This is a genomic window from Pseudomonas brassicacearum, from assembly GCF_003732265.1.
Taxonomy (GTDB): domain Bacteria; phylum Pseudomonadota; class Gammaproteobacteria; order Pseudomonadales; family Pseudomonadaceae; genus Aquipseudomonas; species Aquipseudomonas brassicacearum_D.
Genome location: NZ_MOBK01000013.1, coordinates 12,446 through 38,056, shown reverse-complemented (window position 1 = coordinate 38,056; position 25,611 = coordinate 12,446). Strand labels below are relative to the sequence as shown.

Genomic DNA, 25,611 nt, shown 5'->3' with positions numbered 1-25,611 from the left:
TGCTTTTATTCAACATCACAGCAAAGGTCATGCCGTCCAAGAGGCATAAACGACAAAGGGCCCTATTAAGGACCCTTTGTGTTTCACTTCAATGACTTATCAAGCAAACGGATGACGCAGAACGATAGTTTCGTTGCGATCCGGGCCCGTCGAAATAATGTCGATCGGCGCGCCGATCAACTCTTCAACGCGCTTGATGTAGGCACGAGCGTTAGCTGGCAGCTCTTCCAGGGTTTTGGCACCCTCGGTCGATTCGGTCCAGCCCGGCACTTCTTCGTACACAGGCTGAAGGCCTACGTAGCTGTCAGCGTCAGTCGGAGCAACGGCGTTGCCCTGCGCATCTTTGTAGCCGACGCAGATGTTGATGGTTTCCAGGCCGTCGAGTACGTCCAGCTTGGTCAGGCAGATGCCCGAGATGCTGTTCACATCGATGGCGCGACGCAGGATAACAGCGTCGAACCAGCCGCAACGACGAGCACGGCCGGTGGTAGCGCCGAACTCGTGACCTTGCTTGGCCAGGTGCGCACCCACTTCGTCAAACAGCTCAGTCGGGAATGGGCCCGAACCTACGCGAGTGGTGTAAGCCTTGGTGATGCCCAGGATGTAATCCAGGAACATCGGGCCAACGCCCGAACCGGTCGCCACGCCACCGGCGGTGGTGTTGGAGCTGGTCACGTACGGATAGGTACCGTGGTCGATGTCGAGCAACGAACCCTGGGCGCCTTCGAACATGATGTCTTTGCCAGCGCGACGCAGGTCGTGCAGCTCGGCCGTCACGTCCAGCATCAACGGCTTGAGCAGCTCAGCGTATTCCTTGCACTCGGCCAGGGTTTTTTCGAATTCGATGGCAGGCTCTTTGTAGTAACCCACCAGCATGAAGTTGTGGTAGTCCACCAGTTCACGCAGCTTGTCTTCGAAGCGCGGCATGTTGAGCAGGTCGCCAACGCGCAGGCCACGACGTGCAACCTTGTCTTCGTACGCCGGGCCGATGCCGCGACCGGTGGTACCGATCTTCAGCTCGCCACGGGCCTTTTCACGGGCCTGGTCCAGCGCCACGTGGAAGGACAGGATCAGCGGGCAGGACGGGCTGATACGCAGGCGCTCGCGCACCGGTACGCCTTTCTCTTCCAGCTTGGTGATCTCGCGTAGCAGGGCGTCGGGTGCAACCACCACGCCGTTACCGATCAGGCACTGCACGCCTTCGCGCAACACGCCCGACGGGATCAGGTGCAAGACGGTTTTCTCGCCGTCGATCACCAGTGTGTGACCAGCGTTGTGGCCACCCTGGTAGCGCACTACGGCGGCAGCATGTTCGGTCAGCAGATCAACGATCTTGCCTTTGCCCTCATCACCCCATTGGGTGCCCAGGACTACGACATTCTTACCCATAACACTTGTCCTCATTCGCGCAAACTTGGTGCCGGCAGCCGCCGGCGGGAAAACTCAAGAAGCCAGCGGCAATACTTGCCAAAGCCCGTTCTGCTGAATCAATTGCCGGTCGCAGTCCGCTTCACGGGCGGCGGCCAATGGTTGTCCAGGCAACGCCTGAACGACACGCTGACCCTCACTGCGCAACTGGCAAACCTGCTGCCAGAGTGCCGCATCCGTACTGTCAGGCATCCAGATACCGCCAGACGGTAGCTCGATCTCAGCACGCCCCAGGGTCACCAGGGTTTTCAAATCGGTAGAGAAGCCGGTAGCCGGACGCGCGCGACCGAAGTCGGCGCCGATGTCGTCGTAACGACCGCCCTGAGCAATGGACTGGCCAACACCCGGTACGAACACCGCGAACACCACACCGGTGTGGTAGTGGTAACCGCGCAACTCGCCCAGGTCGAAGTACAGCGGCAGTTCCGGGAAACGCACGGACAGACGCTCGGCAATCGCCAGCAGGTCGTCCAGAGCAGCCAGAACAGGCGCCGGCGCATTCGCCAGACGCTCGCGGGCGGCGCTCAACACTTCACGGCCGCCACACAAATCAACCAGCGCGCGCAACATGCCCGACAAATCGGCAGGCAGGCCTTCGGTCAAGGTAATGACCTCGTCGATGGCCTTGCGTTGCAACGCGTCAAACAATTGTTGCTCGACTTCACCGGACAAACCGGCGGCGCGAGCCAAGCCGCGATAGATGCCAACATGACCGAGGTCCATGTGCACATCCGGCACATCGGCCAGTTGCAGCATAGCCAACATCAGGCTGATGACTTCCACGTCGCTGCTCGGACTGGCATCGCCGTACAACTCGGCACCCAGCTGGATCGGGCTGCGCGAGGACGACAAGGCGCGAGGCTGGGCGTGCAGCACGCTACCGGCATAGCACAGGCGGCTCGGGCCTTCGCGACGCAAGGTGTGCGCATCGATGCGCGCCACTTGCGGCGTGATGTCGGCACGGAAACCCATCTGCCGGCCCGATTGCGGGTCGATGACCTTGAAGGTACGCAGGTCGAGGTCAGAGCCCGCGCCGGTCAGCAGGGATTCCAGGTACTCGATATGGGGAGTCACGACAAACTCGTAACCCCAGCTCTGGAACAGATCCAACACCTGACGACGCGCGACTTCAATGCGCGCCGCTTCTGGTGGCAGTACTTCTTCGATGCCATCTGGCAGCAGCCAGCGGTCTACCGTTGCCATTACGCCATTCCCCTATGATCCGGGCGGCAAGCCCTCGGGCGAGCCTTGAGTGAAGCAGAAAATGGTCGGCTCATACGCAAACCACGCGCATGGACGACATGGCGAAAAGCCTCAAACCGGCTTCGCCAACCACTTTCCTCGAAAAACCTGTTGAGCCTGCATAAAAACAGCAATCAAACGTGCAGACGCAAAAAAGCCGGGAATTTCCCGGCTGCCGCATCATACACACGTTTTCCCAAAGGATCACCCCGCCCGAGGCTTTAGCCGCCAGGCGGGGGATGATTCAGGTCAACGCAGTATCAAGGCTTGGCTTTTTCCAGGTAACGGAAGAAGTCGCTGCTTGGGTCCAGGACCATGACGTCGGATTTGTTCGCGAAGCTTTCACGGTAGGCACGCAGGCTACGGTAGAAACCATAGAACTCCTGATCCTGACCGTAGGCCTTGGAGTAGATCGCAGAGGCCTGGGCATCACCGTCACCGCGAACCTCTTCAGATTCACGATAGGCTTCAGCCAGCAACACGCGGCGTTGACGATCGGCGTCAGCACGAATGCCTTCGGCCAGCTCGTTACCCTTGGCGCGGTGCTCGCGAGCTTCACGCTCACGCTCGGAACTCATGCGCTCGAACACACTGCGGTTCACTTCTTTCGGCAGATCGATAGCCTTGACCCGAACATCGACGACTTCGATGCCCAGCTCTTTTTCCGCCATCTTGTTCAGCGAAGCCGTGATGTCGGTCATCAGCGCATCGCGCTCACCGGATACCACTTCGTGCAGCGTGCGCTTACCAAACTGGTCACGCAGGCCCGACTCCAGACGACGGGAAAGACGTTCGTCGGCAATCTGCTTGAGGCCAGACGTCGCGGTGTAGAAGCGCTCGGCATCTTTCACGCGCCACTTGGCGTAGGCATCCACCATGACGGCTTTCTTTTCCAGCGTCAGAAAGCGTTGCGTCGGTGCATCCAGCGTCATCAGGCGTGCGTCGAATTTACGCACCTGGTTAACGTAAGGCACTTTCACATGCAGGCCCGGCTGAACATCAGCCTGGACCACACGACCGAACTGCAGCAACACCGCACGCTCGGTCTGAGCGACGATGTAGAAGCAGTTCCAGGCAGCGATCGCCACGACGACGCCGACAATAAGGGCGATCAGCGATTTATTGCTCATCAGCGACTCTCCCTGGTACGTGCTTGCTGTTGCTGCAGATCAGCTGCCGCACGCGTATTCGCTTCATTGCTGGTGGCTGCCGCACCGGTCACCGGAGTGCTGGTGTTGCGACCACTTTCGACCATCTTGTCCAGCGGCAAGTACAGCAGATTGCTCTGGCCATTCTTGTTGCCGGTCACGAGAACCTTGCTGGTGTTGCTGAAGACTTCCTGCATGGTGTCCAGATACAGACGCTCGCGGGTGACTTCAGGGGCCTTGCGATACTCGGCCACCAGTTTGGTGAAGCGATCGGCCTCACCCTTGGCGCGCGAGACGGTCTCGTCACGGTAGCCGTTGGCGTCTTCAAGGATGCGCTGGGCCTGACCACGGGCTTCCGGCACGACGCCGTTGGCATAGGTTTCAGCCTGGTTACGCGAACGCTGCTCGTCTTCACGGGCACGGATCACGTCATCGAAGGCTTCCTGCACTTCACGCGGTGCAGCTGCGCTCTGTACGTTGACCTGAGTGACGGTGATACCGGTGCGATAGGTATCCATGAAGCGTTGCAGACGCTCCTTGATTTCGCTGGCCATCAATTCACGGCCTTCTGTCAGCACCTGGTCCATCGCGGTGGAACCCACCACATGGCGCAAGGCACTTTCGGTCGCGTGCTGCAGGCTGATTTCCGGCTGGTCAACGCTCAGCACGAAGTCCTGCAGGTTGCTGATCTTGTACTGCACGGTCAGCGGCACTTCGACGATGTTTTCGTCTTCAGTCAGCATTTGACCCTGCTTGGTATAGGCACGCTCACGCGTGACGTTTTCCAGGTACTTGCGATCGATCGGCGGGAAATAGATGTTCAGGCCCGGGCCGACGGTTTCGTAGTACTTGCCGAAGCGCAGCACCACGGCTTGCTCCTGCTCGTCGACGACGTAGACCGCGCTGTACAGCCAAACGGCCGCCAGCACGACAAGGCCGATGCCAAGAATGCCGCCGAAGCCGCCGCTCTTGCCCGAACCACCGCCGTCATCACCACGTTTCTTACCACCACCGAACAACCCGTTCAGGCTTTCCTGCAGCTTTCGGAAGGCCTCGTCGAGATCCGGTGGTCCCTTGCGGTCGCCGTTATTGCGGCGCTTGCCACCCCAAGGATCCTGATTATTCGAGTTGCCACCCGGCTCATTCCAAGCCATAGCGCTCTCCATCTGATAAAGCAAAGACGCACCCACGGCGCGCCGACCAATGCTACAGAATGCCTGTCACCACGGCACAACCGCTTTCTCAGGCTTTTATTGCAAAGTGTGTTGCTCGATGAATTCATTCGGCTGCAAACCTTCACGGCTCACCAATCGATTCAACTCGATCCGTGGCAAGCGAACGGCCAGCAAGCTGATGCCTTCTTCGTCGTGTTCTTCTTTCTGCACCGCACCGAGTTCGAAAAACTGCGCACGCAGTCGAGCAAAACGTTGCGGCAAGCGCAAGGTACCGATAAACAAATCACTGCCAAGCAACTCGGCAATGGCTTGCTCAAGCAATTCCAGACCCGTGCCATCACGCGCCGACAGCCAGACCCGCAGGGGTTTGCCGCTTTCGTCGCGCTGGATTTGTGGCTCAACGCCTTCAAGCAAATCGAGTTTGTTATAGACCTCGAGTATCGGCAAGTCCTGGGCACCAATCTCGCCCAGCACCACCATCACCTGCTCGATCTGCAACATGCGATCCGGTTCGGCCGCATCGATCACGTGCAACAACAGGTCGGAATTGCTCGACTCTTCGAGGGTAGACCGAAATGCCTCGACCAGCTTGTGGGGCAAGTGGCGAATGAACCCTACGGTGTCCGCCAGGACAATCGGCCCCAGGTCGTCCAGATCGAGACGGCGCAGGGTCGGGTCCAGCGTGGCGAATAATTGGTCAGCCGCGTAAACGTCGGATTTCGTCACGTTATTGAAGAGCGTGGATTTACCGGCGTTGGTATAGCCTACCAGCGACACGGTAGGGATATCCGCACGCATACGGCCACGTCGCGACTGTTCGCGCTGGCTGCGCACCTTCTCCAGCCGGCCCTTGATCTGTCGCAGGCGAACCCGCAGCAAACGGCGGTCGGTTTCCAGCTGGGTCTCACCCGGGCCACGCATGCCGATACCGCCACCCTGGCGCTCAAGGTGAGTCCAGCCACGAACCAGACGGGTGCTCATGTGGTCAAGCTGGGCCAGTTCTACCTGGAGCTTGCCTTCATGGGTACGGGCGCGTTGGGCGAAAATATCGAGAATCAGACCGGTGCGGTCGATCACGCGACACTCGAAAACACGTTCGAGGTTACGTTCCTGACTGGGCGTGAGGATGTGATTGAAAATCACCAGATCGGCCTCTTCGGCCTTGACCAGGTCGCGCAGTTCCTCAACCTTGCCACTGCCAATGAGGAATTTGGCGGTTGGCCGATGACGCGGCACGTTAAAAAACGCAACGGTCTCGGCGCCCGCCGAATTAGCCAGTTCCTGAAACTCCTGCGGATCTTCGCGCGCCTCAGGGTCCTGTCCATCCAAGTGAACGAGGATCACTCGCTCACCACCACCGTGGCGCTCAAAGAACAAAGGAGACTCCTATCAGGCGTTACCTGGCTCAGCGTCACCAGCTTCGGATTCGGTTGCGCTTGGCAGACGAATTGGACGAACCGGCACCACTGTCGAGATAGCGTGTTTGTAAACCATTTGGCTAACGGTGTTTTTCAGCAGGATAACGAACTGGTCGAAAGACTCGATCGTGCCTTGCAGTTTGATCCCGTTGACCAGGTAGATGGACACCCCAACTTTCTCTTTACGTAAAGTATTCAAGTAAGGGTCTTGTAGCGAATGCCCTTTTGACATGTGCCGCACTCCTTTAAGGATTCAATATAAAAATAGGTAAACAGATGGCTTTAGCCGTCACACCCCCAAGGATAGACGGCAATTGCAAGGACTCAGCTCAATATGGAGATGGTCCCCAAGTATTTCAAGGCGCGCGGCAGATTGTCGCAATCGAGGCTGTCCAGCCAGTGTAAATCAGCCCAACTGCGCAGCCAGGTGAACTGACGCTTTGCCAATTGGCGCGTGGCAATGATTCCACGCTCCTGCATCTCGGCTTGCGTCAGCTTGCCATCCAGGTAATCCCAGACTTGTCGGTAGCCTACCGCACGTATAGACGGCAACCCGGAATGCAGGTCACTTCTCTTACGCAGGGCTACGACCTCGTCAATGAATCCCTGTTCCAACATATTCGTGAATCTTTGTTTAATTCGCTCGTGCAGTACCTGGCGATTTGCCGGAGCAATGGCCAAGTTCGCGACAGTATAGGGCAATTGTTGCAGTCCCGAAGCGGCTGCTTCGGTACTTTGCACAGATTGTCTCAGCCGCAGCTCGGTCATGCTCTGACCGCTGACGCGATAAACTTCCAGTGCCCGACTGAGTCGCTGCGGATCGTTTGGATGAATACGCGCGGCAGACTCAGGGTCAATCAGCGCCAATTGTTCGTGCAGCGCTTGCCAGCCAAGGCGCGCAGCCTCTTCCTCGATCTGCGCGCGGACTTCGGGATCGGCCGCCGGCATGTCCGCCAGACCTTCGACCAAAGCCTTGTAATAGAGCATTGTGCCGCCCACCAGCAGCGGAATTTTTCCCCGCGCAGTGATCTCGGCCATCGCTTCCAGGGCATCACGACGGAAATCGGCGGCCGAATAGCTCTCGGCCGGGTCGAGAATGTCGATCAAACGGTGCGGGAATTCAGCCAGGATTTCTTTCGAAGGCTTGGCGGTGCCGATGTCCATGCCCCGATAGACCAGCGCCGAATCGACACTGATCAGCTCGCACGGCAGAACCTTGGTCAGCTCGATGGCCAGGTCGGTCTTGCCCGCAGCGGTCGGGCCCATCAGGAAAATCGCTGGAGGGAGCTGGCTCATCAACGACCGCGCAAGAACAGTTTGTCCAGATCGTCCAGGCCCAATTGGGTCCAGGTCGGTCGGCCATGGTTGCATTGACCGCTGCGCTCGGTGTTTTCCATGTCGCGCAGCAGACCGTTCATTTCCGGGATCGCCAGCCGCCGATTCGCACGCACCGCGCCGTGGCAGGCCATTGTCCCGAGCAACTCATTCAAATGTGCCTGAATCCGGTCGCTGGTGCCGTATTCCATCAGGTCTGCCAAGACATCGCTGACCAGCCGATTGGCTTCCGCCTGCTTGAGTAAAGCCGGAATCTGCCGGATGGCCAGGGACTCAGGCCCCAGGCGCTGCAATTCAAAGCCCAGACGCTGGAACAACGCAGCGTGCTCTTCGGCGCAATCGGCTTCGCGCTGACTCACCGCCAGGGATTCCGGCACCAGCAGCGGCTGGCCGCTCAGGCCTTCGCTGGCCATGGCGATTTTCAGGCGCTCGTACATGATCCGCTCGTGAGCCGCATGCATGTCCACCAGCACCAGCCCCTGAGCGTTTTCCGCCAGAATGTAGATACCCTTGAGCTGCGCCAGGGCGTAACCCAGCGGCGGAATGTCGTCCTGCCCGGCCGGCAGCGCAACCGCATTGGCCTCTGGCAACGGCGCGAAGAACTCACGATACGCGGCCTGGGCTTCGGCAACCGGTACACCGGATTGAGGGCGTGGCGTGTATTGATACTGATAACCGGCGCCAGCGCCCGAACCAGCCGGGGTGGTGAACGACGGCTGCGCCTGAGGTTGCTCCAGCAGCGCATTGGCCGCCAGACGCATTTCGCCCTGCGGGCCGAATTCACCGGCATCGAGGCCGGTTGGACGCACGATAGCCGTTGCCACCGGTGCAGCCAGATGATCTTCGGGACGCACATCGCCCAAGGCGCGGTGCAAGGTGCCGTAGAGGAAATCGTGAACCATGCGCCCGTCACGGAAGCGCACTTCGTGCTTGGTCGGGTGCACGTTGACGTCGACGCCCGCCGGATCCACTTCGAAAAACAGCACGAACGTCGGATGCCGGCCGTTGAACAGCACGTCGCGATAGGCCTGGCGCACCGCGTGGGCCACCAGTTTGTCGCGCACTGCGCGGCCATTCACAAAGAAATACTGCAAGTCTGCCTGGCTGCGGTTGAACGTCGGCAAGCCGACCCAGCCCCACAAATGCAGGCCATTGCGCTCGATTTCGATCGGTAATGCCTGCTCCAGAAACCCCGAACCGCAAATCGCCGCCACACGCCGGGCGCGGGCCGCGTCGTCATGGGCTTCGTGCAGGCTGAGGATGGTCTTGCCGTTGTGGCGCAGGTGGAACGCGACATCAAAGCGCGCCAGCGCCAGACGCTTGATCACTTCTTGCAGGTGATCGAATTCGGTTTTTTCGGTCTTGAGAAACTTGCGTCGCGCCGGGGTATTGAAGAACAAGTCCCGCACTTCCACCGAGGTGCCCACCGGATGCGCGGCTGGCTGCACGCGCGGCGCCATGTCCCGACCTTCGGTTTCGACCTGCCAGGCCTGATCGGCATCGCGGGTGCGGGACGTCAGGGTCAGGCGCGCCACGGAGCTGATGGACGCCAGTGCCTCACCACGGAACCCGAGGCTCATGACCTGTTCGAGGTCTTCCAGATTGCGGATCTTGCTGGTGGCGTGTCGCGCCAGCGCCAGCGGCAGGTCATCGGCAGAAATGCCGCTGCCATCGTCGCGCACTCGCAGCAGCTTGACGCCGCCCTGCTCGACATCGACATCGATGCGCTTGGCACCGGAGTCGAGGCTGTTCTCCAGCAGCTCCTTGATCACCGAAGCCGGACGCTCGACCACCTCGCCGGCGGCAATCTGGTTCGCCAGTCGCGGGCTGAGCAGCTCGATGCGCGCGCCGTTGATCACGACCTGATTCATTCTTTGGCCGCCAGCTCAGTGCCCGGAATGGTCAGGTGTTGACCGACCTTCAGCTCATCACTGGGCAGATTGTTGGCGCTGCGCAGCGTGGCGGGCGATACCTGATAGCGCACGGCAATCATCGCCAGGGTCTCACCCGGGCTGACGCGGTGATCACGTGGGCCTTGGGCGATTTTTCCGGAATCGCGCAGCCAGGCAATGTAAGTGCCCGGCGGTGGATTCTGCTGGAAGAACTGCCGCACGCCGCTGCTGATCGAACGCGCCAGCGCCTGCTGGTGATTCGAGGAGGCCAGTTTGGACGCTTCGTTGGAGTTGGAGATGAACCCGGTTTCCACCAGGATCGACGGGATGTCCGGCGATTTCAGCACCATGAACCCGGCTTGTTCCACACGCTGTTTGTGCAGCGGCGTGACCCGACCGATGTTGCTCAGGACTTTCTGGCCGACGTTCAGGCTGGACGTCAGCGACGCGGTCATCGACAGGTCGAGCAGCACGCCCGCGAGCATGCGGTCCTTGTCATCGAGGCTGACGTTGCCGGCACCGCCGATCAAGTCGGAGCGGTTTTCACTGTCGGCCAGCCAGCGGGCCGTTTCCGAGGTCGCGCCGCGATCAGACAGGGCGAACACCGACGCACCGAAGGCGGCGGCCGACGGCGCGGCGTCGGCGTGGATCGAAACGAACAGGTCGGCGCCCTTCTTGCGGGCGATTTCAGTACGCCCGCGCAATGGGATGAAGTAATCACCGGTACGGGTCAGTTCGGCGCGGAAGCCTTTCATGCCATTGACCTGACGCTGCAATTCACGGGCGATGGCCAATACCACGTCTTTTTCCTTCTGACCGCGAGAGCCTGAAGCACCCGGGTCTTCACCGCCGTGACCGGCGTCGATCACCACCAGGATGTCGCGTTTGCCAGGAGGCGCAGGAGGAAGCTTGATCGCAGGCTCAACCGGCGTGACGGGCACGGCCGGCATTGTGGCGACCGAAGGGGTCGGCGTCGGAGCCGGGCTTGGCGACGGCGCGGCATCGGCGGCGTTATCAAACAGATCAACCACCAGCCGGTTGCCGTACTGGGCGTTGGGGGCCAGAGAGAAGCTTTTCGGGGTCACGGCCTTCTTCAGGTCGATGACCACCCGCAGGTCGGTCGGCGTGCGTTGCGCCGAGCGCATGGCGGTGATGGGGGTATTGGAGGTATTGACGTTCAGCGGCGCACCGAGTGTCGCGCCATTGATGTCGATCACCAGCCGATCCGGAGCGGTGAGGGTGAACACGCTGTGTTGTACCGGCCCGGTCAGGTCGAACACCAGCCGTGTGTTGTCCGGCGCCCGCCACAGGCGAACACTGTTGACCTTTGAGTCGGCCACAGCGTCGACGGTCACCGCCAAAAACAACAACCCTACGGCAGCTACCATCGCGCGAAAGCGCATACCTGACCCCATCATTTAATTGGATTCCAATGCCAAAGCGGCACACCAGGCCTCGCCGCGCGAGCCCCGGGATAAAATTTTCAGCGAACGCCCGCTGTCTTGCGGGCTAATGGTAATGGTCAGGTCAGGCTTTGGCAAAAAGCCTGCACCTTTATCGGGCCATTCGATCAGGCACAGCGCGTCATCGTCGAAATAGTCGCGAATGCCGAGGTACTCCAGCTCTTCCGGATCGACCAAACGGTACAAGTCGAAATGGAAAGCGCGGATGTCGCCGATCTCATAAGGTTCGACCAGGGTGAAGGTTGGACTTTTCACCGCGCCTTCATGCCCCAGGCCGCGGATGATACCCCGCGACAACGTGGTTTTACCCGCCCCCAGGTCCCCTTCCAGAAAAATCAGACCGTGCCCTTGGGTGGTTTTTGCGATGCGTGTGCCAAAGGCTGTCATCGCCTCTTCATCAGCCAGGTACAGGGTTACTTCAGACACGGTGCTTGCTCCTCCAACAACTGACGAATGGCCGGGATCAGATCACTGGCCGCCAGCCCACGGCCATTTTTACCTTGTTGCTCACCCGCATTGGCGTGCAGCCAGACCGCCAGGCACGCGGCGTCGAACGCCTGCATGCCTTGAGCCAGCAACGCGCCGACCAGACCGGCCAACACATCCCCCAAACCCGCGGTGGCCATGGCCGGGTGACCTTGATGACACACGGCGAGGCGCCCATCGGGACTGGCGATCAGGCTGCCAGCACCTTTCAACACCACGACCGCTGTATATTTTTTGCTCAACGCATGCGCCGCCGCCGGGCGATCCGCCTGCACTTGGGCAGTGCTGATCCCGAGCAACCGCGCCGCTTCGCCCGGATGCGGTGTGATCACGCAATCCTTGGGCAAGTTCACGCGTTCTTCGGCCAGCAGGTTCAAGGCATCGGCGTCCCAGACTTGCGGCAATGGTGCATTGGCGGCCGCCGACAACAAACTGCGCCCCCAAGACGCCTGCCCCAGGCCAGGACCCACCACCAGCACGGACACTTTTTGCAGCAAATCCATCAACTGGTTGGCCGATGAAGTGCCCAGCACCATGACTTCAGGAATTCTCGCCAGCGCGGCAGGTACATGCTCACTGCGGGTTGCCACGGAGACCATGCCGGCGCCGCTGCGCAGGGCGCTTTGCGCGCTCAGCAGGATCGCACCGCCAAAACCGAGATCACCACCGATCAGCAGCACATGGCCGAATTTGCCTTTGTGCGACGTCGGCGCTCGCGATGCAAGACGCGGCAAATTACCGACCGTCAGGCGCCGGGCGCTGATCGCAGCGGCCTCGACCAGCTGCGGCTCGGCGTGCAAATCATTGAAAACCAGCTCTCCGACCACGTCTGCCGCATCCCCGGTGAACAGCCCCAGCTTCAATCCGATGAACGTGACCGTGAGATCGGCGTGCACCGCAGCACCGAGGATCCGACCGGTATCGGCGCACAGGCCCGAAGGGATATCCACCGCCGCCACTGGCAATCCGCACGCATTAATCGCCGCGATAGCGTCAGCGTAAGGCGCACGTACCTCACCCGTCAGACCGGTGCCGAGCAAAGCATCGAGCACGACGCCGCGCAATCCGGATTGTGCAGACCAGGGTTCGACCAGTACTTTTTCCGACACCGCCTCGGCATGCGCCAACGCCGCATCCCCCTGCAAACGCTGGGGATCGCCCACTGCCAACACGCGAACCGACCAACCCGCGCGTTTGGCCAGTACTGCCACCAGATAACCGTCGCCCGCGTTGTTACCGTGACCGGCCAGCACCGTCAATTCAGTCGCCGACGGCCATTGGCGGACGATCGCTCGCCAGGTCGCCCGCGCCGCGCGTTGCATCAACTCGAAGCCCGGTGTGCCGGCCGCGATCAGGCTCGCATCGAGCCCGCGGACCTGCGCAGCGCTATACAGCGCGTCGGGTAAATCATCTTTAGTGTGCGGCATGCGTCTTCGGGCTCCGATGTCTGGCAGAATTATACGCACCTCAGCTCCGGTTTCTCTCGCCTCATGCCTGCAATTACCACAGACCTGCCCGCCCTCGCCCAATCCATCAAGGACTGGGGCCGCGAGCTGGGCTTTCAGCAAGTCGGCATCAGCGGCCTGGACCTGGCCGAGCATGAGCAGCACCTGGAGCGCTGGCTCGCCGCCGGCTACCACGGCGAAATGGACTACATGGGCGCCCACGGCAGTAAACGCTCCCATCCGGAAGAGCTGGTGCCCGGCACCTTGCGCGTGGTTTCCCTGCGCATGGACTACCTGCCCGGCGACACTCAAATGGCGCAAATGCTGGCCCAACCGGAAAAAGCCTACGTCTCGCGTTATGCCTTGGGCCGCGATTACCACAAATTGATTCGTAAACGCGTGCAACAACTGGCCGACAAAATTCAGGCGCAGATTGGCCCGTTTGGTTTCCGCGCCTTCGTCGACAGCGCCCCGGTGCTGGAAAAAGCCATTGCCGAACAGGCCGGTCTTGGCTGGATCGGCAAAAACACTCTGGTCTTGAATCGCAAGGCCGGCAGTTACTTCTTCCTCAGCGAACTGTTTGTCGATCTGCCGCTGCCGGTCGATCCGCCCCACTCCACCGAACATTGCGGCCGCTGCACCGCGTGCCTCGACATCTGCCCGACCAACGCCTTCGTCGGCCCTTACGTACTGGATGCCCGGCGCTGCATTTCCTACCTGACCATCGAACTTAAAAGCGCGATCCCGGAAGATCTGCGGCCATTGATCGGCAACCGGGTGTTTGGTTGCGATGACTGTCAGATCGTCTGCCCCTGGAACCGCTTCGCCCGTCCGTCCGGCGAAAGCGACTTCAAGCCACGACACAATCTGGACAATGCGGAGTTGGCCGAGTTGTTCATGTGGGACGAAGATAAATTCCTCAGCAGCACTGAAGGCTCGCCGTTACGCCGGGCGGGTTATGAGCGCTGGTTGCGTAATCTGGCAGTGGGGCTGGGGAATGCGCCGTCGAGCATCCCGGTGCTGGAAGCGTTGAAGGCCCGCAGGGATTACCCGTCGGAGTTGGTGCGTGAACATGTCGAATGGGCGCTGAAACAACATGCCGAGCGTGCGGGCAACAATGGATCACGTCTTTAGCTTTTCAGATTTATCCACTTGGCACTGCGCCCCTTCCCTGTCGATTCAATTAGGCCCTCAGCTTTCAAAGAACGCAGAACCATACGCACGGTATCGCGACTGACACCAGGGCAGGCTTCCTCAATTTCGGTAATCGAATACGGCAGAGTGCGCTTCAACGCCTCAACTCGAACTCGATCGCTTTTGCCCCCATGTCGCTTGTCAATTGTGCCGACACGCTCCTCAAACTCCTTGTAAGCACGCAGCAACGCCCCCCAGAAATAGTCGAGCCATGGCTGAACATCGTGTTTGCCTTCATGCCAACCTTGGGAGCTGATTTCAAGTGTCTCGTAATAGCTTTCCTTTGAGTCTTCAAAAATTCGCTCAAGACTGATGAAACGGCCTACGCGATAGTCAAACTGATACAGCAACAGCAAAGTCACCAATCGAGCTACGCGCCCGTTGCCATCTGAGAACGGGTGAATGCAGAGAAAGTCGAGAATAGTCAGCGGGACCAAAACCAACGGATCTGCCAGATTCTGATCCAATGCGCTTCGGTACTGAGTAACCATATCGACCATTGCAATAGGTGTCAGATGTGCAGCCACCGGCTGGAACCGGATGCGTGTACTGCCGTCTGGATGTCGCTCAACAATGTCATTGTTCGTAGCTTTCCATTCCCCGCCATTCTGTGGCAGATAGCGATAAATCAAGCCATGTAACTGCCGAATGACGCCCTCGGAGAATGGCATCCCTTCAGCCGCTTCATGGATCAGCGAAAGCGCATCGCGGTAACCCGCAACTTCCTGCTCGGAGCGACTTTTCGGGTCGGCATTTTTAATCATCAGCAACTTCAATCGGGCGGGAGAAATAATCACTCCTTCCAATCGGTTCGATGACTCTGTGGACTCGATGACAGCAAGCTGCTTCAGGCCCTGCAAAATTTCTGGGGATTGAGAAACAAACAATTGTTGCTTGCCACGGTACTCACCAAGAGCACGCAATGTCGCGATCTGCAATCCGTTGTAGCGAAGTGTTGAGAGAAAATCTGGAGTGAGCGACCGCATCCGGGTTTACCTGCCAAATAGGGTAATACAATGCTAAACAGGGTAATTCACCAACCAATTACCTCATTTACAATCTTTTTACCCCATTTCCAACGAACAACCCTAATCAACTTGCTCGACAGGATGTTTCGAAGCAAACCTTTACCCCACGCAACTTAAGCCTCGTCGTTATAGACGAACTTCGGCATTTCCCAGTGGAAACGAATCGCCAGCAGCCGCAGCAGAAAGCCGCCAAACAGCGTGATCAAAATCGCTTGTTCACCGGGTAATTGCAGGTAGATGCAGAGCATGTAGCACCACGCCGCCGCGAACGAGACGCTGGCGTAAAGCTCGCGGCGAAAGATCAGCGGGATGTCGTTGCAGAAAATGTCGCGCAGGATGCCGCCGAAGACGCCGGTGATCACGCCGCTGACCGACGCCACCAGCATGCCGTGGCCCATTTCCAACGCCGTCATGCAGCCGATCAGGGTGAATGCCACCAGGCCTACGGCGTCGAGCACCAGGAACAGCGAGCGCAGGTGGCGCATCCAGCGTGCGGTGAAGACGGTGACCATGGCGGCGACCGAGGTCAGCACCAGGTATTCAGGGTGTTTGACCCAGGTCAGCGGGTAGTGGCCGAGCAGGACGTCGCGCACCGAGCCGCCGCCCAATGCGGTGATACAAGCGATCAGCACCACGCCAAACCAGTCCATCCCGCGACGGCCGGCAGACAGCGCGCCGGTCATGGCTTCGGCGGTGATGGCAATCAGGTAAAGCATCAGCAACATGGCGGCGGTCCTTGCAGAAAGGCGCGCAGTCTAGCCATTTAGGGCCGGCACCAAAAGAGGGCGAGAAAGCATCACACGCAACCTGTGGCGAGGGAGCTTGCTCCCGCTGGAGCGCGAAGCGCTCCCCGGCATTCTTCCAGTCACACCGCATTTGCAGGTTTTACGACTGCTTCGCAGCCGAGCGGGAGCAAGCTCCCTCGCCACAAAGGCTCGGCAGCATCAGAACTTGATGAAATGCTTGCGGTAGTGCTGCAGCTCGGCAATCGACTCGCGGATGTCGTCCAGCGCCAAATGAGTGCTACCTTTTTTGAAGCTGTCGCGCACGTCCGGCGCCCAGCGTGCGGCCAACTCTTTGAGCGTCGACACGTCGAGGTTGCGGTAGTGGAAGTAGCTTTCCAGGGATTTCATGTGCGTATAAAGGAAGCGACGGTCCTGGCAGATGCTGTTGCCACAGATCGGCGACTTGCCCTTCGGCACCCATTTCTCCAGAAAGGCGATGGTCTCGGCTTCGGCTTCAGCCATGCTGATGCGGCTGTCGCGAACGCGCTGGGTCAGGCCCGAGCCGCCGTGTTGACGGGTGTTCCACTCGTCCATGCCGGCGAGGATCTCGTCGCTGTGGTGGATGGCGATCACCGGGCCTTCGGCCAAGGTGTTCAGGTCACTGTCGGTGACGATGGTGGCCATCTCGATGATGACGTCGGTATCAGGGTTCAGACCGGTCATTTCCAGGTCGATCCAGATCAGATTCTGCGGGTTTTGCATGTGTCGGCTCCTAGGCAATGCTGCGCAGTTTAGCCTAGGGCGGCGCACGGGCGTGCTAAACTCGCGGCCGTTTTACCTAATCGCTGCATTCTTGATACGGAACACCCATGGCCAAACGCCAACTCAATCGTCGTCAAAACTGGCGCATCGAAAAGATTCAGGGCGAGCGCGCTGCCCGCGCCGCCAAACGCGAGTCCTCGGCTGTCGAGGCACTTGAGGGCGGCGACCTGGGTCCGGAACAGACCGGCCTGGTGATCGCGCACTTCGGTGTGCAGGTCGAAGTCGAAGCCCTTGAGGGCGAACTGGCCGGCGAAGTGTTCCGCTGTCACTTGCGCGCCAACCTGCCTGCACTGGTGACCGGCGATCAGGTGGTCTGGCGCGCCGGCAACCAGGGCATCGGCGTAATCGTGGCGCAACTGCCGCGTAAAACCGAACTCTGCCGTCCGGACAGCCGTGGCCAGCTCAAGCCTGTTGCGGCCAACGTCGACATGATCGTCATCGTCTTCGCCCCGCTGCCCGAGCCTCACGCCAACCTGATCGACCGTTATCTGGTCGCCGCCGAGCACGCCGGGATTCGTCCGCTGCTGCTGCTGAACAAGTTCGACCTGATCGACGAGCAGAACGCCCCGGCCCTGAATGCCTTGCTGGCGGTGTACCGCACGCTCGGTTATCCGGTGCTGGAAGTGTCGGCGCACCACGGCAATGGCATGGAGCAACTTCAGGAACAGCTGGACGGACGCATCAGCGTATTCGTCGGCCAGTCCGGTGTCGGCAAGTCGTCGCTGGTCAACAGCCTGCTGCCGGAAGTCGAAGCCCGCGTCGGCCCGTTGTCCGAACTGTCCGGCCAAGGCACCCATACCACCACCACCGCGCGGTTGTTCCACTTCCCCGGTGGCGGTGAGTTGATTGACTCCCCGGGTATTCGTGAGTTCGGCCTCGGTCACGTCAGCCGTGCCGACGTCGAAGCCGGTTTCATCGAGTTCAACGACCTGATCGGCACCTGCCGCTTCCGCGACTGTAAGCACGACCGCGAACCGGGTTGCGCCCTGCTCAAGGCCCTCGAAGAAGGCCGCGTGCAGCAGCAACGGATGAACAGCTACCGCTCGATCATCGCCAGCCTGCCTGAAACCAGCTACTAAACAGACGCGCCCACCGCCCCGACACTGACGGGACGGTGGGCCGCTTGTTGCGACCTACACATTTCCCCACTGATTAAACGTCAGACACCTCTGTAGGACTTCCACGCGCCCGCTTGAAGGACTCTTCTCTTTAACCGCGCAGGCCTTGTTGCGGCCAATCAAGTGCATACATTCAAGCCCTCTTCGCATTCCGGCGATACCGAGGGACCACCATGCAAACCTATCATTTGTTCATCAGCCATTCGTGGAACTACCCCCACGCCCACGACAATCTCGTGCGCCTGCTCAACGCAAAACCCGGCTTCACGTTCAAAAACTTTTCAGTGCCGACGGACAACCCGATCGTCGACGCGCAGACCGACAAACAACTGGAAGCCGCCATCGAAAACAAGATTCGTCCGTGCTCGGCGGTGCTGATCATGGCGGGGATGTATTCGACCTACAGCAAGTGGATCAACAAGGAAATCGAGATCGCCAAGCGGATGGGCAAGGTGATCATTGCGGTCAAGCCGTTTGGGGCGGAGCGGATTTCCACGGTGGTGCGTGAGGCGGCACATGCCGAATGTGCGTGGAATACCAACAGCATTGTCAGCGCCATTCGTCTGCACACGGCGGTGTAACCATGCGCAAGGGACTGTTCATCGGCATTAATAACTACAGCCATGTGTCGCAATTGAGTGGTTGCAACAACGATGCAATGGCCATGGCTTCGGTGCTGAAAACCGACGCCAATGGCGATCCGAATTTCAAGAACCTGGTCCTGACCTCCGCCGAAGATTATCTGAGCCGTGAAAAGCTCGAAGGGCATATTCAGGAATTGTTTTCCGGCGATTGCAGCGTTGCACTCCTGTATTTCGCCGGACACGGCAACTTCGACGTCGACACGGACGAAGGAATGCTGATCCCCCAGGACTACAAATCCTCCAAGGATGGAATTCGCATCAGCGACATCCTGAATTGGGCGACCAAAGCCGTAAAAATCAAAAACAAGGTGATTATTCTCGACTGCTGCCAGGCGGGCTCGGCAGGCGAAGTGCGGGCGCTACGCAGCGAAAGCAGCATGGTGTGCGAAGGCATGACCATCCTCACCGCGTGCAAAAAGGAAGAGCCGGCGATGGAAGGCGCCAACCACGGTGTCTTCACGGGGCTGTTACTGCAAGCACTGCACGGCGGCGCCGCAAACATATTGGGGAAGATTACCCCCGGCAGCCTCTATTCATTCGTCGACAACGCTCTAGACGCGTGGGAACAGCGCCCGGTGTTCAAGACCAATGTGTCGCAGTTCATTTCATTGCGAGAAGTCTCACCGCTGATCCCCAAAGAGATACTGCGCAAACTGCCTGACTGGTTCGAGGAGGCGGAATCGATGTTCGCCCTCGATCCAAGCTACGAACCTACCGAAGTCACGTTCGACCCAGAACACGGTGAAGTCTTCTCCCAACTGCAAAAGTGCAACCGCCACAGCCTGATCGAACCAGTAGACGCCGAGCACATGTACTACGCCGCCCTGCACTCCACCGGCTGCCGCCTGACCGCCCTCGGCGCCTATTACCGCGAACTCGCAATCAAGGGACATTTCTGATGCCTGTGTTTATCAGCTACCGCCATAGCGACCGCCCCCACGCCATCGCCATCAACTCCCGTCTGATTCGGGCGAACATCAAGACTTACTTCGACGTGCTGGATCCGGAATCACAAACCACTGACGACATCACCGGGGTCATCACCCGCAACATCACCGCATGCACGCATCTGATAGCGGTGGTCTCGGGCAAGACCGCGCTGTCGTGGTGGGTGCCGTTCGAAATCGGCGAAGCGACTATCAGTAATCGACGGATCTGTTCATTCAAGACAGAACCGGCGGAACTGCCGCTGTATCTCGATAAATGGCCCAAGATCAGCACCGACAGGGATCTGGAGTTTTTCATTGATGCGTATCGAGAAGAAGTGGCGACCAAGCGCTCAATGACACTGGATTCAATCAGCGAATCCCTTCATGGCACCTACAAACGCAATGCCGAGCTGTTCCACGACCAGCTCAAGAACCGCATTCGACGGGGCTTCTGACAGGTACAAAAAAGCCGACATCACTGTCGGCTTTTTTGTGGGTCACTGCTTCGGCGGTTCCGCCGGTTTCGGTGCCGGGTTTTCAAAGATGTTCAAACGCTCGCGAAGCTCATGGGCCGGCAGCGGTTCTTTATCCGCCGGCAAGGCGTTCGGATCGACTGGTTTGGCCGGCACTTCACCCGGTCCGCCCTGCCCTTGTGCAGCGGGGGCCGGTGCCGGCTCTGGCGCAGGTTCTGCACCTTGCGAACCTTCGATGGCCTTTTGGGCTTTCTTGGTCAGTACCACGATGTCGATGCGGCGGTTGACCGGATTGAACGGGTGCTCACGGTCGAACAGTGCCGACGAGGCGTAACCGACCACCCGCGCAACCTGTTGATCCGGATAGCTGCCGGCGACCAGCGCACGGCGAGCGGCGTTGGCACGGTTGGCCGAGAGTTCCCAGTTGCCGAAATCGCCGGTGCCCGAGTACGGCTTGGCATCGGTGTGGCCGCTGATGCTGATCTTGTTCGGCACCGCTTTGATGGTGTCGGCCATGGCCAGCAGGATGTCTTCGAAGTACGGTTTCAGACGCGCACTGCCAGAGTCGAACATCGGGCGGTTTTCGGCGTCCATGATCTGGATGCGCAAACCGTCCTGCGTGATCTCGAACAGGATCTGGTCCTTGAATTTCTGCAGCTGCGGATTTTCATCGACCTTGTTCTGCAGTTCTTGCAGCAACAGTTCCAGGCGTTCCTTCTCGACCTGCTCGGCCATGCCTTCGACTTGTTCGGTGTCGACAGTGACGCGGTCTGGCTGCGGCTGGGATTTCACCTCAGGGTTGAGGGTTTTCTCCGGCGCCAGGGTCGGGGAGCCGCCCAGATCGATGATGTACGGCGTGCCACTTTCGGTAAAGCCGACCGGGTCCTTGAAGTAACCGGCGATGGCGATCTTTTGTTCCGGGGTGGCGGTGGACAGCAGCCACAGCACCAGGAAGAACGCCATCATCGCCGTCGCGAAGTCCGCGAAAGCGATTTTCCAGGAACCGCCGTGATGCCCGCTCGCGTATTTCTTGACGCGCTTGATGATGATCGGCTGGTTATTTTCCATACAGAGTGCTCTGTCTCACAAATACTGTTCCTTTTTGACGGTGCCTGTTGTCGCCATACGGCGTTGCCGCTCCTCGCCATAGCAAGCTATGACTCGTCGCGGCGCCTTGTCTGGCAACAACAGTCACTCGCCAAAAAAGGAACGTATTTGCAAAACAGAGCACTATCGACCGCGAACCGCTTGTTCCAGCTCAGCGAAGCTAGGACGGTGCGCCGGGTACAGAACCTTGCGACCGAATTCCACGGCCAGCGATGGCGGCATGCCGGACGCCGAGGCCACCAGCGAAGCCTTGATGGCCTCGTAGACGTTCAGCTCTTCCTTGGCATCGTGGGCCAGGGCATGGGCCAGCGGGCCGAAGAAGCCGTAGGCGGCGAGAATACCGAAGAAGGTACCGACCAGTGCCGCACCCACGTGCACACCGATCATTTTCTGATCGCTTTCACCCAGGGAGGCCATGGTCACCACGATACCCAGTACCGCCGCGACGATACCGAAACCCGGCATGGCGTCAGCAATACCGTTCACCGCGTGGGACGGGTGATCGAGGTCTTCCTTGAGGCTGGTCAGTTCCATGTCGAACAGACCTTCCAGCTCGTGGGGCGCCATGTTGCCGGACGACATGATGCGCAGGTAATCGCAGATGTACGCGGTCATGCGGTCATCTTTGAGCACCGCCGGGTACTTGGCGAAGATCGGGCTCGCGGCCGCATCTTCGATGTCGCCTTCGATGGCCATCATGCCTTCGCGGCGGCTCTTGTTGAGGATCTCGTAAATCAGCCCCAGCACTTCAAGGTAAAAGGTGTGGTTGAAGCGCGAGCTGAACATCCCGAAGGCTTTCTTCAGAACGTTTTTGACCATGTGGCCAGGGTTGGCTTGCAGGAATGCGCCAAAGGCTGCACCACCGATAATCATCACCTCGAAAGGCTGGATAAGGGCAGCAATCTTGCCGTGGGAGAGCACGTACCCGCCGAGCACGCTCGCGAATACGACAATGATGCCGAGAATTTTAGCCATAGGTAGGAGAGCACTTACTGAGTCGGGTTCAAGGTCATATTCGGAGGTCGAAAAATCTCTTCTTCTCCTTATCGGCAAAACTGCGCCAGACTATAGCCCGTTCAAGCGAAAAGCTAATTTAGCCTACTCCGGGCATAGGTAATGCAGACGAAGATTGCGTCCAACCATGGCTAACCAGACGAACACTCCAACTCAAAAACCAACGACACTTGAAGGCTGGGTCAAGCTTCTCGATGGCGTGCGCCTGCCGGTTCCGCAGGAAAGCCATGACCGTGTCTGCAGGGCCATCGCCGATAATCGCAGCTCGCTGCGCGATATCGCCGAACTGATGCAAGACAGCCCGGCCCTGGCCTTGAGCATCATTCGTGAAGCCAACCGCCATACCCACGGCAGCATGACCGAGCCTGCGGAAAACCTGGAAGTGGCGATCAATCGCCTCGGCTTGAAGCGCACCGAAGAACTGCTCGCCCGCCTCCCCGCCGAACCCCAAATGCAGATCCCGCTTGCCTTGCGCCAGCTGCAATTGATCAGCCAGCACGCGACGCAACAGGCCAATGGTTTTTTTGCCAGTCGCCTGGCGCGGCTGTGGCAGGACATTCATTGGGGCAGTTTGCTGTTTCTCTCGCCGCTGTGGCCGATGGCGCTGACTTATCCGCAATTGCTTGAAGAGTGGGAACTGCGGGTTATCCATAAAGGCGAATCGGCGCGCAAGGTCGAAAAACAGTTGTTCGGCGTGCGCCTGCTGGATATTTGCCAGGCCCTGGTGACCATTTGGCGCCTGCCGGTGTGGGTGGAACAGGGTTATCGCCTGCTGCTGACCGAGCAGCGCGAGCTGGTCAAAGTGCTGCGCATTGCCCGCGACAGCGAGCATCCCTTGCGCCAGCAAAACCGCCTCGATGACGATCCGACCCTGCGCCGCTGGCTCAATCAGCCGGCCAATACCGTGCTGCTGGCCAACGGTCTGGCGCTGTCGGCGCAACAGGCATGGGACAGCCCGCACAGTGAGCGCTGGCAATACCTGACCAGCCTTTACCTGCAAATGCCCATGGCCGACGTGCAGCAACAGTTGCACCAACAGGCCGCCAACAGCGCCCGGCTGCATGCCATGCCGGACCTCTGGCACCCCGCTGTTTCGCTGCTCTGGCCGTGGGGCATGAACCGTGTCCATGCCGCCTTGTTACCGGCCCCGGCGCCGACCACCGAAGACCTGGCGAAGTGGCGCAACCAATGCGCCGAGTTGCTGGTAGAACCAAGCCCGTTCACCAACGCGATGCACTTGACCACCTCCGCCCGGGACGCGTTGGTCGCGTGTGGCATGCGTCGGGTGATGATCTTGATGGCTGACCGCACGCACGCCAATCTGCGGGTGCATCAGACTGCCGGTTTGCCAACAGAAGCGGCCGGGCTGAATTTCGCGGTAAGCCAAAGCTCCGTGCTCCAACGTTTGCTCTCGCAGCAAGCCCAGGTGCGCCTGACACCGGCCAACACCGCGCAGTTCTCGGCGTTGTTGCCGGGCAACCTGCGCGCGCAGTTCCGTGGTGAACACTTGATCCTGCGCTCGCTGGTCAATAATGGTCGGGTGATCATGGTCGTGGTGGCGGATCAGGGCGGCGGGCCGTTCTCGGAAATCACCGTGCAAGCCTTCGGCAAAACCGCGCAGTGCATTGAGAAAGCCTTGAACACCTTTAGCCACCGCGGCCAATGACGCTGCGCTACAATCCTCCCTTTTGTGCCCTGGAGACCTCACATGTCTGACTTCTCTGGCTTGCCGCTGGTGATCGAGCCGAGCGACTTGCTCCCTCGCCTCGAGGCCCGCGATCTGATTCTGGTGGACCTGACCAGCAGCGCCCGCTATGCCGAAGGGCATATTCCCGGCGCGCGTTTTGTCGATCCAAAACGCACGCAACTCGGTCAGGCGCCTGCACCGGGGCTGATGCCGCCGCAAGCGGCACTTGAAGCGCTGTTCGGCGAGTTGGGCCACAACCCCGATGCGGTGTACGTAGTGTATGACGACGAAGGCGGCGGCTGGGCCGGGCGTTTTATCTGGCTGCTGGACGTTATCGGTCACCGTAAATACCACTACGTTGACGGTGGCCTGACGGCCTGGCTGGCAGAAGGCATGCCGATGTCGATCCAGATCCCGGCCGCCGTTGGCGGCCCGGTGAAATTGACCCTGCACGACGAACCCACCGCGACCCGCGAGTACCTTCAAAGCCGTCTCGGCGCCGCCGACCTGGCGATCTGGGATGCGCGCGGGCCGCTGGAATACTCCGGCGAGAAAGTGCTGGCGGCCAAGGCCGGGCACATTCCGGGTGCCGTCAATTTCGAATGGACTGCCGGCATGGATCAGGCGCGCAACCTGCGCATCCGCTCGGACATGCCGCAGATCCTCGAACAGCTAGGGATCAGCAAAGACAAAGAAGTCATTACCCACTGCCAGACTCACCACCGTTCTGGCTTCACTTATCTGGTGGCCAAATCCCTCGGTTATCCGCGGGTCAAAGGCTACGCCGGTTCCTGGGGCGAATGGGGCAACCACCCCGACACCCCCGTAGAGATTTAAGGTTTAAGGACAGTTAATGAACAAGCGTCTGTTTATCCTCAGCCAATACCTGCTGCCCCATCACTTGCTCTCGCGACTGGCCGGCTGCATTGCCGAATGCCGCGTGCGCTGGTTCAAGAACGCCTTCACCGCCTGGTTCGCCAAGCGCTATCAGGTGGACATGTCCCAGGCGCTGGTCGAAGACCTGACCGCCTACGAGCACTTCAACGCGTTTTTCACCCGCGCCTTGAAAGACGGCGCGCGTCCATTGGACGAAACCCCGGGCGCGATCCTCAGCCCGGCCGATGGCGCGGTCAGCCAGCTCGGCCCGATCGAACACGGTCGCGTGTTCCAGGCCAAGGGCCACAGCTTTAGCGTGCTGGAATTGCTGGGCGGTGACGCGGCCAACGCCGCGCCGTTCATGGGCGGTGATTTCGCCACGATTTACCTGTCGCCGAAGGACTACCACCGCGTGCACATGCCGCTGGCCGGCACCCTGCGCGAGATGGTCTACATCCCGGGCCGGATTTTCTCGGTCAACCAGACCACCGCCGAAAACGTTCCGGAGCTGTTCGCCCGCAACGAGCGTGTGGCGTGCATTTTCGACACCGAGCGCGGGCCAATGGCCGTGGTGCTGGTGGGCGCGATGATCGTAGCGTCGATCGAAACCGTCTGGGCCGGGCTGGTCACGCCGCCGAAACGCGAACTGAAAACCTTCCGCTACGACGAAGCCGCCCGCGCACCGATCCATCTGGAGAAAGGTGCGGAACTGGGTCGCTTCAAACTGGGTTCGACCGCTGTCGTACTGTTCGGCCCGGACCAGGTCAAGTGGGCTGAAGAACTGGCGGCCGGTTCGCCGGTGCAGATGGGCCAGGGCTTGGGTCTGCCTAAGGCCTGATCCGCTGATCCGCCCTTTCGAGCGACTTCGACAGGGCGGATATCATCGGTGGCGAGCCTTTTTGGTTGTCCCGCGCTGATGGACATAGCTGCTACAGTCAGGTCATTCACTGCCCATTGACCGG

The 25,611-nt window shown here is 59.8% G+C and carries 24 protein-coding genes; 8 read left to right on the top strand and 16 right to left on the bottom strand.

What is annotated here, in order from left to right:
• Window positions 1-99 precede the first annotated feature (99 nt).
• From BK660_RS26900 to BK660_RS26850, 11 genes are all read right to left on the bottom strand, one after another.
• Window positions 100-1,389: an adenylosuccinate synthase gene (locus BK660_RS26900; RefSeq protein WP_123435891.1), complete on the bottom strand. Its 1,290-nt coding sequence runs from the start codon at window positions 1,387-1,389 to the stop codon at window positions 100-102.
• Between the two features lie 54 nt (window positions 1,390-1,443).
• Entirely contained in the window at window positions 1,444-2,631 is a 1,188-nt protein-coding gene (locus tag BK660_RS26895) for an ATP phosphoribosyltransferase regulatory subunit (RefSeq protein ID WP_123435890.1), read from the bottom strand.
• Between the two features lie 299 nt (window positions 2,632-2,930).
• Window positions 2,931-3,800 (bottom strand): protease modulator HflC, encoded by an 870-nt coding sequence (hflC, locus tag BK660_RS26890; RefSeq protein WP_027921982.1) that lies wholly within the window; start codon window positions 3,798-3,800, stop codon window positions 2,931-2,933.
• Window positions 3,800-4,972, bottom strand: a complete 1,173-nt coding sequence (hflK, locus tag BK660_RS26885) for an FtsH protease activity modulator HflK (RefSeq protein WP_123435889.1) — start codon at window positions 4,970-4,972, stop codon at window positions 3,800-3,802. Before hflK ends, hflC begins: the two co-directional genes overlap by 1 nt.
• 96 nt (window positions 4,973-5,068) lie before the next feature.
• Complete coding sequence (gene hflX, locus BK660_RS26880; RefSeq protein ID WP_123435888.1) at window positions 5,069-6,370, bottom strand: ribosome rescue GTPase HflX; 1,302 nt, start codon at window positions 6,368-6,370, stop codon at window positions 5,069-5,071.
• Between the two features lie 12 nt (window positions 6,371-6,382).
• On the bottom strand, window positions 6,383-6,643 hold the full coding sequence (gene hfq, locus BK660_RS26875) for an RNA chaperone Hfq (protein WP_007902656.1): 261 nt from the start codon (window positions 6,641-6,643) through the stop codon (window positions 6,383-6,385).
• 92 nt (window positions 6,644-6,735) lie between these two features.
• On the bottom strand, window positions 6,736-7,707 hold the full coding sequence (gene miaA, locus BK660_RS26870; RefSeq protein WP_123435887.1) for a tRNA (adenosine(37)-N6)-dimethylallyltransferase MiaA: 972 nt from the start codon (window positions 7,705-7,707) through the stop codon (window positions 6,736-6,738).
• Window positions 7,707-9,617 carry a DNA mismatch repair endonuclease MutL gene (mutL, locus tag BK660_RS26865; RefSeq protein WP_123435886.1) on the bottom strand — a complete coding sequence of 637 codons (1,911 nt, stop codon included), beginning with the start codon at window positions 9,615-9,617 and terminating at the stop codon, window positions 7,707-7,709. The genes miaA and mutL overlap by 1 nt, the downstream gene beginning before the upstream one ends.
• Window positions 9,614-11,056: an N-acetylmuramoyl-L-alanine amidase gene (locus tag BK660_RS26860; protein ID WP_123435885.1), complete on the bottom strand. Its 1,443-nt coding sequence runs from the start codon at window positions 11,054-11,056 to the stop codon at window positions 9,614-9,616. Before BK660_RS26860 ends, mutL begins: the two co-directional genes overlap by 4 nt.
• Entirely contained in the window at window positions 11,057-11,527 is a 471-nt protein-coding gene (gene tsaE / locus BK660_RS26855; RefSeq protein ID WP_123435884.1) for a tRNA (adenosine(37)-N6)-threonylcarbamoyltransferase complex ATPase subunit type 1 TsaE, read from the bottom strand.
• Window positions 11,515-13,014, bottom strand: coding sequence for an NAD(P)H-hydrate dehydratase (locus BK660_RS26850; protein WP_123435883.1), 1,500 nt, complete (start codon window positions 13,012-13,014; stop codon window positions 11,515-11,517). Before BK660_RS26850 ends, tsaE begins: the two co-directional genes overlap by 13 nt.
• Window positions 13,015-13,077: 63 nt before the next feature.
• On the opposite strand from BK660_RS26850, the gene queG reads away from it, so the two are divergent.
• Complete coding sequence (gene queG / locus BK660_RS26845) at window positions 13,078-14,166, top strand: tRNA epoxyqueuosine(34) reductase QueG (RefSeq protein WP_123435882.1); 1,089 nt, start codon at window positions 13,078-13,080, stop codon at window positions 14,164-14,166.
• Here queG and BK660_RS26840 read toward each other — a convergent pair.
• The 3 genes from BK660_RS26840 to orn form a co-directional block, all read right to left on the bottom strand.
• The gene (locus BK660_RS26840) at window positions 14,163-15,212 is read right to left on the bottom strand and encodes a Fic family protein (protein ID WP_123435881.1); all 1,050 of its coding nucleotides are present in this window, start codon (window positions 15,210-15,212) and stop codon (window positions 14,163-14,165) included. The two genes, queG and BK660_RS26840, sit on opposite strands and share 4 nt — an antisense overlap.
• A gap of 155 nt (window positions 15,213-15,367) precedes the next feature.
• Window positions 15,368-15,979 carry a trimeric intracellular cation channel family protein gene (locus BK660_RS26835; RefSeq protein WP_027921991.1) on the bottom strand — a complete coding sequence of 204 codons (612 nt, stop codon included), beginning with the start codon at window positions 15,977-15,979 and terminating at the stop codon, window positions 15,368-15,370.
• A 219-nt stretch (window positions 15,980-16,198) separates the two neighbouring features.
• On the bottom strand, window positions 16,199-16,741 hold the full coding sequence (gene orn, locus BK660_RS26830) for an oligoribonuclease (protein ID WP_007995036.1): 543 nt from the start codon (window positions 16,739-16,741) through the stop codon (window positions 16,199-16,201).
• 107 nt (window positions 16,742-16,848) lie between these two features.
• On the opposite strand from orn, the gene rsgA reads away from it, so the two are divergent.
• The 4 genes from rsgA (at window position 16,849) to BK660_RS26810 (ending at window position 19,947) form a co-directional block, all read left to right on the top strand.
• Window positions 16,849-17,880, top strand: a complete 1,032-nt coding sequence (gene rsgA / locus BK660_RS26825; protein WP_027921992.1) for a small ribosomal subunit biogenesis GTPase RsgA — start codon at window positions 16,849-16,851, stop codon at window positions 17,878-17,880.
• 212 nt (window positions 17,881-18,092) lie between these two features.
• The gene (locus BK660_RS26820) at window positions 18,093-18,500 is read left to right on the top strand and encodes a TIR domain-containing protein (protein WP_123435880.1); all 408 of its coding nucleotides are present in this window, start codon (window positions 18,093-18,095) and stop codon (window positions 18,498-18,500) included.
• Between the two features lie 2 nt (window positions 18,501-18,502).
• Entirely contained in the window at window positions 18,503-19,462 is a 960-nt protein-coding gene (locus BK660_RS26815) for a caspase family protein (RefSeq protein ID WP_123435879.1), read from the top strand.
• Complete coding sequence (locus BK660_RS26810) at window positions 19,462-19,947, top strand: toll/interleukin-1 receptor domain-containing protein (RefSeq protein ID WP_123435878.1); 486 nt, start codon at window positions 19,462-19,464, stop codon at window positions 19,945-19,947. Before BK660_RS26815 ends, BK660_RS26810 begins: the two co-directional genes overlap by 1 nt.
• 42 nt (window positions 19,948-19,989) lie before the next feature.
• Here the strand turns inward: BK660_RS26810 and motB are convergent, their stop codons facing one another.
• Window positions 19,990-21,033, bottom strand: a complete 1,044-nt coding sequence (motB, locus tag BK660_RS26805; protein WP_123435877.1) for a flagellar motor protein MotB — start codon at window positions 21,031-21,033, stop codon at window positions 19,990-19,992.
• Window positions 21,034-21,195: 162 nt separating this feature from the next.
• Window positions 21,196-22,047: a flagellar motor stator protein MotA gene (gene motA, locus BK660_RS26795; protein WP_027921997.1), complete on the bottom strand. Its 852-nt coding sequence runs from the start codon at window positions 22,045-22,047 to the stop codon at window positions 21,196-21,198.
• Between the two features lie 166 nt (window positions 22,048-22,213).
• Here motA and BK660_RS26790 point away from each other — a divergent pair, with 166 nt between their 5' ends.
• From BK660_RS26790 to asd, 3 genes are read left to right on the top strand one after another with little or no spacing between them, the layout of a single operon-like run.
• Window positions 22,214-23,752, top strand: a complete 1,539-nt coding sequence (locus tag BK660_RS26790; RefSeq protein WP_123435876.1) for an HDOD domain-containing protein — start codon at window positions 22,214-22,216, stop codon at window positions 23,750-23,752.
• Window positions 23,753-23,794: 42 nt separating this feature from the next.
• Window positions 23,795-24,610, top strand: a complete 816-nt coding sequence (locus BK660_RS26785; protein ID WP_123435875.1) for a rhodanese-like domain-containing protein — start codon at window positions 23,795-23,797, stop codon at window positions 24,608-24,610.
• Window positions 24,611-24,626: 16 nt separating this feature from the next.
• Complete coding sequence (gene asd, locus BK660_RS26780) at window positions 24,627-25,487, top strand: archaetidylserine decarboxylase (protein ID WP_077045404.1); 861 nt, start codon at window positions 24,627-24,629, stop codon at window positions 25,485-25,487.
• The last annotated feature ends 124 nt before the right edge of the window (window positions 25,488-25,611 follow it).